This window comes from Endozoicomonas atrinae (genome assembly GCF_001647025.1).
Classification (GTDB): domain Bacteria; phylum Pseudomonadota; class Gammaproteobacteria; order Pseudomonadales; family Endozoicomonadaceae; genus Endozoicomonas; species Endozoicomonas atrinae.
The window spans coordinates 1-11346 of sequence record NZ_LUKQ02000178.1; the positions used below are offsets into that span (position 1 = coordinate 1).

The following is an 11346-nucleotide window of genomic DNA, read 5'->3' on the forward strand; positions in this document are numbered from 1 at the left end:
ATACTGTAGTTTCCAACCTCGCATAAAATGAGGTTCAGAAGGGCAGTGCTTTCGGGCATTGCCCTTTTTTGTGGTTTCAAAAAAATAAAAGGGTTTCGGGCTTATGGCAACCACCAATATCTGGCAACAGTTCAAGGCTCTGATTCCTGAAGGCGTGCGGGTCATCGCCACCATTACTGCTAACAACGGCAACGGGACCAGTCAGGCAGAGCTAAGGGATGGTTCAGTGATCACCGTGAAGGGGGAATCAGTAGGAGTCGGGCTAAAAGCATTTATTCAGGATGGGGTGATAAAAGGTACTGCCCCAAGCTTGGCGCAGTATGAGGTAGAAGTCTAATCAGGTCTTAACTTCTCTAACATTGGGCAAAATGATAGTAGTCACAGAAAGGAGCCAGCATGAGCACCTTCCTCTATTTGCCTAATAACTATCCTGATTATCACCGAACCTACATCATAAGCCAACTGCTATAATATGCGTCAAATGACTTTCATTTTTGGAGGATATTCTGATGAGTAAGAATACCATTCAGTTCCAAAAAGGCATTGGCATTATGGAGTTTCTTGACAGTTACGGCAGTGAAGAGCAATGCGAGAGGGCATTATTCGCCTGGCGCTGGCCAGACGGTTTCTATTGTCCTGAGTGCGGTTCTTGCCGTTTCTGTAAACTCAATAGGAAGGCCGAGTACCAGTGCAACCGTTGTCATCAGCAAACTTCTCTTACCAGTAACACCATTTTTGACTCGACAAAATTACCGTTGACCCGCTGGTTCCTTGGCATTTACCTGATCACCTAAAGTAAGGCGGGCATTTCAGCCCTGAACCTGCATCGACAGCTTGGCATATCCTACAACGCTGCGTGGCGCATGAAGCACAAGCTTATGCAGGTCATGATGGAAAGAGATAATTGTTGGCAGTTGAGTGGCCATGTTCAGGTTGATGATGCCTATTGGGGCGGAGAGCGCCATGGTGGTCGACGCGGTAGAGGCTCAGAGAACAAGGCTCCCTTTGTTGCCGCAGTCCAGACCGATGATGATAATCATCCACTCTATATGTACTTCAATGCAGTAGATAACTTTCGTCGTAAGACCATGAAAGAGTGGGCTGAACATGCCTTGAATCCTGGAACTCAGGTAGTCAGCGATGGCCTGTCCTGCTTCCGTGGGATCGCAGATGCAGGGTGCCATCATACAGCGGTTATCACGGGTGGCGGACATGCTTCCATGGAAAATGAGCTGTTCACCTGGGTAAACACCATGCTGGGGAACGTGAAAATGGCGATTACCTGTACTTACCATAAGCTCGACCCCAAGCACCTTGGCCGCTATCTGTCAGAGTTCAACTATCGGTTTAACCGGCGTTTTGATATGCCTTCAATGATCTCAAGGCTTGCCCGGGCGGCAGTCAATACAGCACCGATGCCGGAGCGACTGCTCAAGCTGCCAGACGTCCAGTGGAAACCTAGCTAGCCATTAACAGATAACAGAAAGACAATTGCAGTGTGGAGTTCATCATTGCGAATGATAATGTGGATCTTTGCCTGGTCGGAGTGGTTAGAAGCTGGGTTTACGTCGATCATCTGGAGAACAAGCCCTCATGATGCCTGTTCCATCGGTAATACTGGAGGTATTCTATTATTTTTTCACTGGGTTATACGCATAAAGAATGAGAAGTTGCGCGTATATTATTAAATGAGATTTCTTTGTGTCGTGACGTACGATCAGTGGTAATCAGGTTTAATTTTGCAAATTAGGCTTCTCTTCAGGCTCATTTCATATTGGTAGAGACTGTGTCTTGAAAAAAAAAACAATTATACTATTCTGGGTAATAATCAACGTGAGTTCGACGCAACAAAATCTTCTTTAACCTTTGTGATATGTAGGAGGTCAAGGGGTGATGAATTTTAGTAAACAACGCTAGTCACATACTGCCTAATTATTGTTACCTTTTGAATTAGGTATCAAAGTTTCATGAGGTAACATTTTTTCCATTCAGATACTAATTATTGTAAGTGTCGTTTAATCTCCTTCTAAAACATTCAAGTGATGAATGAGAATAAGTTTGATATCACTGGATTTCTCTGTCGTATACCTATGCAAGATCGCAGCATGATCGGAACTGTTCGCACAATTTGAGGTTGATTTTTGGTTAACATAATCTGCTCCAAACCCATAAAGTCATGGGTTATGCATTCATTACTTGAATTCAAGTATTTATTAGTCTCCCACAAGGTTAAAACCACCGGCTTAGCCGGTGGTTGTTGAGTTCGTATCTAATTATCAATAGGTGGTTTTTGTGTATATTAAAAGCATTGCTTATAAGCTTCCTTCTAGAGTGTTAGATAACGATCAGTTAATTGAACATATACGAAGGTCAAACGAAGATGTTGATAGAAAAAAACTAGAAACCTATTTAACTTACAGCAGGAAACTGCTGAATAAGACTGGGGCAAAGTATCGATATTGGCGGGCTAAAAACGAATCGGCACGTGATTTAATATTAAGGGCTATGGATGAAGCATTTGATAAGGCATGCATAAATCCTCAGGAAATTGATGTGTTAATCTATTGTGGTGTTGGACGGGGTTTTCTCGAACCTGCAAATTCCTATTTCTATGCAAAGTTACGCAATTTAAAAAAAGTAAACTGCTTTGATATTACTGATGCATGTATGAGTTGGATCAGGGCATTACATATGGCCTACCTTATGATGAAGCAGGGTGAAGTTGATAAGGTTATGATTATTAATGGTGAATTTAACATGGAAAGTCTTTCTTGGCGTGTCAGAAATCTGAAAAATCTAGAATACAGTTTTCCCGCATATACCATTGGAGAAGTAGCAACAGCAACAATATTATCATCTAATGATAATGAATGGGATTTCAAATATCTATCCGCCCCAATGCATGCGGATTTGTGTACTGTTCCGCTGGAAGGGTATAAATCATTTGTTGGAGAAAATCAGCGTATTGGCCTTAATGGTATTAATGGTTTTGTTTCTTATGGAAATGAGCTGAATGATGTAGGATTTGACCTTGTTGGTAATCTAACGAGAAAGTACATCGGCAATTACCATGAAAAACAGTGGTATTTTCCTCATACACCTTCTGAAACTGCATATGTAGATGGTTGTAAAAAACTTGGGATTCCGCTGAAAAAGGTATTTTTGGATGTTTATAAAAATTGTGGCAACTTGGTTTCTGGTGGAATACCAACAGGGTTGGGTATGGCTATAGAGCAAAATAAACTGAAAAGAGGTGATAATATTGTATTTTTTCCATGCAGTGCTGGCATGGTGGCTTCCTTAGTTCAAACAACGTATTGATTGATCATGACTTCTAAAACAAAAAATACCAAATCAGCTGGTTCTGAGGTTGATCCAGGTTTTCTTCTGGTTTTTATCGTACCTGTTTTGATTGTGTTGACAATTTATTCTGCTGAATTATTACCATATTATGCTAACTATATAGTATGGATTCCGTTATTCGTTGTATTTGTATTGGTCCCATTTCTGAATATTATTTCGTCGAATTCATTTTTTTATGTTTCCTCAAGCTACATGTTTGGCAAATCATGTTTCATGTTTTTGTTAAGGCTCATGCCCCTATGTAAGATAATGGTTTTTTATTATTCATTAAATTTTTTTCAATCAGAATATTTAAACATATTTGGAATGTTTGTTTGGGTTTTGTCGGTTGGATTTTGTAGTGCATTAGATTGTATAAATATTTCACATGAATTAATTCACTCAAGATATAAGTTTGATAGGTTTATTGGTTGTTTGCTGTTGTCGTTTGTATGTTTTGCAAGATTTAGATGGATCCACTTATATATTCATCATCGATATGTCGCCACACCCATTGATAGTGCTAGCGCAAAAAGAGGGGAAGGGTTGTATTCGTATTTATGGAACAGATTTGGAAGTGATATTAAGCTGGCTTATCTTTTAGAATATAAAAGGCTTAAGAATAAAAAAATAAAAGTGTGGAAAAATCAGCTGATGGTATGGGATGGGATTTCCTTGCTGTGTTTTATAGGTTGCTATATCTTATGGGGGGCAGAGGGTGTAATATTTTATGTATTGCAAAGTTTTTTTGCTGTCGTTGTGTTTGAAATTATTGATTATCTTCAGCATTATGGTTTAAGTCGTGAAAGTTATGGGAATAACCATTTTGAGCCAGTCGCAGATAATCACTCCTGGTCTCAGGACTCGAAGCTTACCAATTTTATTTTATTGAATCTTATGCATCATGCTGACCATCATAAAAGTCCGGGTAAGTCATTTAATCAGTTACAAAGTCGAACAGCATCACCAAAATATCCTTATGATTTTAGTTTTATGATATTAAGTGTACTTATTCCATGCGTGTTCTTCCGAATCGCTAATCCTGTTTTAGATCAATTGTACAAAAAAAATGAGAATAAAAAATGATTATCTTTATCACTGGGATTACTTCAGGGATTGGAAAGGCATTAACAATTCACTATCTAGGGAATGGTGATACAGTGGTTGGTATAGGGCGAAATAAGGATAAGTTATCTGCTTTATCGGAAATGGCAAAAAATTATCAAGGCGTTTTGTATTGCCAGAAAATAGATGTTACGAGTAAAAAAAAACTAAATGATTATATCGATTATATAGAAAATAGAGTTGGTGAAATTAATATTGTAATAGCTAATGCTGGAATTGCCTGTCAGCAATATCAGGCCAAATTGGATACACGGATTTTATCTGATTTGTTAAATGTCAATGTAGTCGGAGTGATGAATACAATAGAACCGATTTTAGGTTATATGATGCAACGAAAGCGAGGGCAGGTTGTTATTATCTCAAGTATGGCGTCTATTCAGTCCATACCAGGGATGAGTATGTACTGCGCTTCCAAGTCAGCAATTAACGTTTTATCGGAAAGCTTGTATTGGTTATTACAGCCATACCATATAACAGTAACGACGGTGTGTCCGGGATTTATAGAAACAGAGATGATATCGTCACTTGATGTTCCCGATATAATGTTAGTTCCACTTGATCGATCAGTAAAAAAAATACTTATTGCAATAGAAAAAAGAAAGAAAATCTATTACTTTCCATACTGGCAGCGTATATTAATGGTTGTAATAAAACTACTGCCTGACAGTGTAAAAAAAAATATCCTAGTTAACTTTGTTGATCGTATTAGTAAATATTAGTTTTTTATTGTTGTCCAGATGGGTTGTAAATTTTCAATGAGGTTTTATTTGTAGCATGGGTTACAGCAATGCCCGAAGATTTTACGGTCTCGATGCTAGTCGGGCTGTAATGATGCTCTTGATAATATTAATTCATACTACTCCGTCATTTTCTGTAAATCCTCCAGAATTCTGGAAATATCATAACCAGATAACCTCTCCGGCTATGGATGTAATTTCTATATTGATACATTCATTCAGAGTACCAATATTCTTTATTCTTTCTGGTTTTTTTGCCTGCTTGCTTCTGACTTCCAAGGGGGTTTTGACATTTGTCAAGGATAGGACTCTAAGAATAGCAATACCGTTTATTTTATTTTGGCCAATTCTCTACCTAAGCGTAGTATCTTTCATGAATTATGCTGTTACTGCCACTTGGGAATTTAGCCCCGAAATAAATTTATATACATTAAAAACAAAAAATATCTTAATTCATCTTTGGTTTCTCTATTTTTTAATTCAGTTTTATGTTCTGTTGATTTTTTTATGGCTTGTAGCAAGGTGGAGGGTTGCTGGGTATTTTAAGTTTAAAATAAATAATGCATTTAAGTTCTGTATAGACTCAAAGTTTCGTGTTTTGTGGTTTTCGTTTCCTTTTTTTTTCCTGCTTTGGCCCCAAGGTATACTACACACATCAATGACTATTATGCCTGATTTAATCTCCCTAATCAGTTGTTTTGTATATTTTATTTTTGGCTGTCTGTTATTTGTCAATAAGGAAAAGCTATTAGTTTTTGAGCGGTACAGCGCAACTTATTTTATACTTGCTATGCATTTGCTTTTAGTAAATATATTGTGTCTTCGTTACCTAAAGAATCGAAATTTTTTCTATGATGCATTGTCGTCTGTTAGTGGTAGTTTGTTATCCTGGTGTTTGATATTTGGCATTATTGGTTTTTTTAATCGTGTATTTATAAAAGATAACCTCGTGGTTCGCTATCTCGTAGATGCATCGTACTGGGTTTATTTAATCCATCTTCCGATTTGTCTTTTTTTTACAGGTTTCACCAAAGATTGGCAGCTATCAATATGGCTCAAGGCAGCAGTTATTATCTCTTTAACTTCTCTGTTTTCATTGATGAGTTACCACTTTTTCGTAAGGTCAACTATTATTGGTTACTTACTTCATGGAAAGAGAATTATCAGTCAATATAAGGCTGGTTGTGTGACTCGTAATAAGATCTTATAAATTAGGAGGCGTCTGATAAATATTAAAAAACCACTTTCGATTATAGCTCTGAGTTTGTGATTTCGGATTTTATGTATTTCTTTTTTCAATATACCTGATCATGAATAAAATTTTATGGCTTTCAGCAGCTACCTTATTATTACTGTTATTTCTAACTGGTTATCGATTACGCGAGTTTCTTGTTAAGCCTGATGTTTTAAAATTAACACCAAAAATAGTGGTGGTTAAGAAGGTTAAGCCAGAAGTACTTCATACTTGGGTTGTGGCTGAGGGTATCGCAGAGGCAGTTCACAAAGCCTACCTGATGTTTGATCGTCCAGATGTCGTTGACTATATCGGAAAAATGGAAGATGGATCTAGTATTCGTGAAGGTTCAAGAGTATTTGGTCCAAACGATCATCTTAATAAAGGTCAGTTACTGGCACAGATTGATAGTCGTGAATGCAGTAGCCATATTGAAGTTCTTGAGGCTCAGCTCGGTTCTGCTATGGCTCTCAAAATGGAAGCTGAAGCAAGGCAGACGTCGAAAAAAAATCTTTTATATCAAGCAAAAATGGACTTCCAGCGTATACAACAAATTCATAAAAAGGGTTCGCTATCACAGGATAAGCTGGAGCATGCAGAGTTATCGATGAAGAATGCTGAGCTGGATCTGCAAACCGCTGACAATCGTCTTAGTGCGGCAAGTTATGAAATTCAGAAAATCGAAGCAAGTCTTAATCAGCTAACCGTTAAATTGGATAAAAATAGTCTCTTTGCCCCATTTGACGGAGTGATTACTGCTGTGAATATCCGTGAAGGTAACTATTACTATCCACCATCCAGAATTAATAATGATGAGCAGGAGTTGGCTAGTGCAATTGTGTTAATGGATGACAGCCTTTATGAAATTCAGCTGGAAATCCCTGATGATCAAGCGAGTAATATCAAAGAAGGGCAGGCGGCTTATGTGGTTCAGAACACATGGAGCAAACAGGGTCTATCCGTTCAACAATGGCCGTTTAGGGAAGATGATTATTCCACGGGTACGGTCTGGTCTGTCAGTCCTTCAATAAGCATGCAAAAGCATTCGAGGAGGGTTGTAGTCCGACTTCAGCAATCAACGGGTCTGCGCAATGGGATGCCTGTTCATGTCATGATTGAGACGGAGATCAAGCCAAATGCTATCAAATTGCCTATAGAATATCTTTCTTTTCGTGAAGGTGCTCCTTTTGTGTATGTTCTTAACAAGAGCAGTAGAGTAGATTTGCGGTGGCTTAAGATCAAAGTACATGGACTGGATGAGATTGAAGTATTGGGAGGTCTTACCGCTGGGGAACAAGTGGTTATTCGCGGGCAGCATAGATTAAAAAGTGGGTCAAAAGTGATCATTGCGGAGACTCCTGATGAGCAGAGTGCGTCAGAATCTGTTCCTGAATACACAACTAAGTAAGTTATTACTGATACTTGTCATCATTGCGGGTTGGATGGCATGCAGGAATATGATCAGGGAAAATAAACCTGATTTGGAGATTCCGGTGTTCAGGGTCATCACCCAGTGGTCGGGAGCCACACCTGAACAAATTGAAAGTGGTATTACAAAGCATTTGGAAGCTGAAATTGGCAGACTGGCGGGGCTGGAAAATTTTAGTAGTGGTACATATGACTCCTTTTCTATAATTGAACTGCAATTTTCAATTGATATATCAGTTTTGGAAGCTATACCTCGTCTTCGAGCAGCTATTGATCGCGCCTCATTATACTTTCCGGATGATCATAAGATTCGCAAACCTTACTTTGAGCAACACTCAGTTTCTAATCAATCGGTAGTTACTTGGATGCTTCATGGTGATGCTGATGTTATGACACTGACGAATGTTGCCAAAGTGGTAAAAAGTGAATTTGAAAATATTCCTGAAGTCAAGGAAGTTAATTTACGTGGTATTCGAGACCAAAGTCTTCACATTCGTTTAAACCCTGAACGTCTCAAGTTAATGAAGATTTCACCACTTGATGTCATTAATCGACTGAAGGTTGCTAATTCTGATTTAAATTGCTTGAAGGTAGAAGCTGAGCGATATACTCTGCCGTTGCAGTATGCTGGACGTTTTGAAAATATTGAAGAAGTTCGTAATTTACCAGTAACACAAATTGGCAGTAAGCGCTTAGTACGACTAAAAGAATTGGCTGATGTCAGATTTGAAATGAACCAGGAGTCAGAGCGTGTTTTTTTTGGTTATGAGGGAGGTGGCTTTGAACGAGGAGTTGCCATAGACGTTAGTAAACATCCAGGGATTGATACCTCAGCATTGATTCGTGCTGTCTCAATGCAAGTTGAGAAAAGTATCAGTAGTCAGTACTGGCCGGAAAGTATTGAACTGACTAAAGTGATAGACGAGAACGATATTATTAATAAGGCCCTTAATAATGTTTTATCCTCCTTATTTCAAGGAATGTTGATCGTTTTTTTAATTGTATTCTTGATGTTAAACTGGCGGGAATCTCTACTAGTAACAGTTTCAATACCGATAACTCTATTGGGAGCACTGAGTTTGATCTATGTCATGGGTCATACTCTTAATTTCATGGTAATGGTTGGTATTGTATTGTCACTGGGGTTATTGGTCGATACTTTTATTATAATTGTGGAAGGAATGCATGAACAAATTTTTGTGTATATGGTTCCGTTTGAAAAAGCAGTAATTAATACTTTTCATAATTTTGTTGTTTCAATCAGTTCCGGTCATGCTACAACAGCCCTTGCACTGGTGTCGTTGATGGTAATCGATGGTATTGACGGAAAATTTATTCGAATAATTCCACTAACCGTTATCATCTGCTTGGGAATCAGCCTTGTTGTTGGTTTTTTGATATGTTTACCAATGTCCAGGTATTTACTGGAAAAGGCCGGTGGAAAATATGACATCAAACAGAAGCGACTGGCATCAGACAGAGTGACCCGTTTTCTTGCCGGGAAATTAGCTTATTGGCTCAGAAAAAAAATACTTAAAGACAGGCAGAAGGCGCTCCTGTGGAATCTTGCAATACTTTGCGTAATTGTACTTATTGTGATGATGGCTCGTTTTATGCCTTCAAAAATGTATCCGGAAACGGAAAATCGGAAAATAGCCATCTCCATAGAACTTCCACCTGCATCACCGCTTAGCCAGGCACAGAAAGTTGCTGATAAGGTAAGTGCTTACCTTAACAAACAGCCATGGATTGAGAAATATATCGCCTATGTGGGTGCCAGGAGTCCCTGGACTCGGGTATCTGCCTCTGCACTTGTGTTACCTGAGTATTCATATAACCAGGTAGGCTTTTCCCTGATTCTGACACCAGAAAATCAAAGAGAAAAACATTCGTACAGTTATCTGGAGGGAATTCGGGCTGGAATTGAAGCTGCCCTTATAGCTGAGGTTGATACAGAGTTATACCTGCATCATATTGGGGGAAATCCTAAAGTAGAAGACCCCCTTCAGATTTATATAACAGGTCCCAGCTATCAAATCCTGCAAGTCATATCCTCGCAAGTTTATGAGCAGTTGTCCCTGGAGCCCGGTGTAGTAGACCTCAAGAATAATCAACAGGCTCTTGTTAATTCGATGATATTCACATTGAATCGAGAAAAACTCTCTCTTTATGGTATTGATGAAAAATATGTTGTAGATCAGGTCAGGCTTGCCATGGCAGAAGATGAATATGGGAACATTAAGAACAATGATTTGGATAATGATCTTAAAATACGCGTGAGTACCTGTTGGCAGAATTGTATGGGTGAAAAAACGGGTACTTTGCGTAGCAAAGATCTAGGGCAATTGCCTGTTATTCTTAATAATGGTGCTTCGATACCTCTCAGGGATATTGCCGATTTCACTATTGCAACGCTTCCTGTTGTGCTGGTTCACAATGATGGTCAAAGAGTCATTGCTCTGCAATCAGGAGTAAAAGGTCGAACAGCCGGGGATATAGTCAAGTCCTTTACCCCGGTGCTTGATGAATTGAAGAAGCGCTGGCCTATTGGTTACGATTACAAGATTGCTGGTGAGCCAATGAGAACCGATAAAAATTATCAAAGTATTGGCAATGTTTTTTTGCTGGCCGTAGTGATGATATACATTCTCTTATCACTGATCTTTAGTTCTCTGCTTCAGTCTTTTATTGTGCTGGCTTCGATACTTCCGGCCTTAGGGGGGGCATTTTTGGGGTTTTTCCTGGCTGGTATTCCTCTATCTTTTCCCGGGTTGATCGGTGTCGTATCAACGGTAGGAATTGCCGTGAACAACAGTATTATTGTGGTCGAGGTTATTAACCGTCATCGTCGTTTGGGTAAAAGTATTGTTGAGTCTGCTGTTTCAGGCGTGAGCGAGCGCCTCCGTCCAATTATCTGCACCAGTCTGACCACCATTCTAAGCCTTATTCCCTTAGCTTTGAGTGATCCCCAGTGGAGCCCGTTGTGTATGGCTATTATTTTCGGTTTGTTAGCCTCATCGGTCTTTGGATTAGTTATTGTTCCATCCTTGTATTTTTTATTGGTGCATGATGATCGACCTTTATCCTGATCTCTCGCGTAGCAGGGTTATTACTGTCACACTTTATCATCTCTTTGCAAAGCAGTGACCCGGTGGTTTTAAGTACATGACCATTTGCTTTTCAAAACGCCGCCAAGCCCTCTGCGGCCTGCGGACAGGAAAATATATGATTTCATTTGGTCATGTACTTATAACCACTACTCCCTGTATGTTTTCAATACTGTGAGTTGCTGCCATGGAAGATGCTGACGACTGTTATGAGTATGAAAGGGAAGGGTCATTGCATTAGGGATGTGTCATCACCGGCGTAAAAAGTCCTCAAAACACCAGTCCAAAATGACCTGTCGTTAAGTATAGCTTTTTGGGGTGGTCTGCAAGTCTGATAGTTCCAGAAAGTTAAATATTTTACTAAGCTGACTCT

General features: G+C 39.1%; 7 protein-coding genes and 1 pseudogene. All 8 read left to right on the forward strand.

The features are described 5' to 3' along the window. Positions 1-103: 103 nt before the first annotated feature. The 8 genes and pseudogenes from AK963_RS19830 (at position 104) to AK963_RS19865 (ending at position 10955) form a co-directional block, all read left to right on the forward strand. Positions 104-337, forward strand: a complete 234-nt coding sequence (locus AK963_RS19830; protein WP_066017170.1) for a hypothetical protein — start codon at positions 104-106, stop codon at positions 335-337. Between the two features lie 172 nt (positions 338-509). Then, positions 510-1466: pseudogene (locus AK963_RS19835) on the forward strand (IS1595 family transposase). An 826-nt stretch (positions 1467-2292) separates the two neighbouring features. Then, positions 2293-3321, forward strand: a complete 1029-nt coding sequence (locus tag AK963_RS19840; protein WP_139117541.1) for a 3-oxoacyl-[acyl-carrier-protein] synthase III C-terminal domain-containing protein — start codon at positions 2293-2295, stop codon at positions 3319-3321. Between the two features lie 6 nt (positions 3322-3327). Then, positions 3328-4428, forward strand: a complete 1101-nt coding sequence (locus AK963_RS19845) for a fatty acid desaturase (RefSeq protein WP_139117542.1) — start codon at positions 3328-3330, stop codon at positions 4426-4428. Beyond that, positions 4425-5186 (forward strand): SDR family NAD(P)-dependent oxidoreductase, encoded by a 762-nt coding sequence (locus AK963_RS19850; protein ID WP_066017173.1) that lies wholly within the window; start codon positions 4425-4427, stop codon positions 5184-5186. The genes AK963_RS19845 and AK963_RS19850 overlap by 4 nt, the downstream gene beginning before the upstream one ends. A gap of 55 nt (positions 5187-5241) precedes the next feature. Beyond that, positions 5242-6414, forward strand: coding sequence for an acyltransferase family protein (locus tag AK963_RS19855; protein WP_083232788.1), 1173 nt, complete (start codon positions 5242-5244; stop codon positions 6412-6414). A gap of 100 nt (positions 6415-6514) precedes the next feature. Continuing rightward, a complete protein-coding gene (locus AK963_RS19860) occupies positions 6515-7846 on the forward strand; it encodes an efflux RND transporter periplasmic adaptor subunit (RefSeq protein ID WP_066017175.1) in 1332 nt (443 codons plus the stop codon). Next, positions 7800-10955 carry an efflux RND transporter permease subunit gene (locus AK963_RS19865; RefSeq protein ID WP_083232789.1) on the forward strand — a complete coding sequence of 1052 codons (3156 nt, stop codon included), beginning with the start codon at positions 7800-7802 and terminating at the stop codon, positions 10953-10955. The genes AK963_RS19860 and AK963_RS19865 overlap by 47 nt, the downstream gene beginning before the upstream one ends. Positions 10956-11346: the final 391 nt, after the last annotated feature.

Excerpts from the sequence above, each read along its gene's own strand:
- AK963_RS19850 (WP_066017173.1), top strand. The coding sequence starts at position 4,425 with ATGATTATCTTTATCACTGGGATTACTTCAGGGATTGGAAAGGCATTA.
- AK963_RS19830 (WP_066017170.1), top strand. The coding sequence starts at position 104 with ATGGCAACCACCAATATCTGGCAACAGTTCAAGGCTCTGATTCCTGAA.
- AK963_RS19860 (WP_066017175.1), top strand. The coding sequence starts at position 6,515 with ATGAATAAAATTTTATGGCTTTCAGCAGCTACCTTATTATTACTGTTA.
- AK963_RS19855 (WP_083232788.1), top strand. The coding sequence starts at position 5,242 with ATGGGTTACAGCAATGCCCGAAGATTTTACGGTCTCGATGCTAGTCGG.
- AK963_RS19865 (WP_083232789.1), top strand. The coding sequence starts at position 7,800 with ATGAGCAGAGTGCGTCAGAATCTGTTCCTGAATACACAACTAAGTAAG.
- AK963_RS19845 (WP_139117542.1), top strand. The coding sequence starts at position 3,328 with ATGACTTCTAAAACAAAAAATACCAAATCAGCTGGTTCTGAGGTTGAT.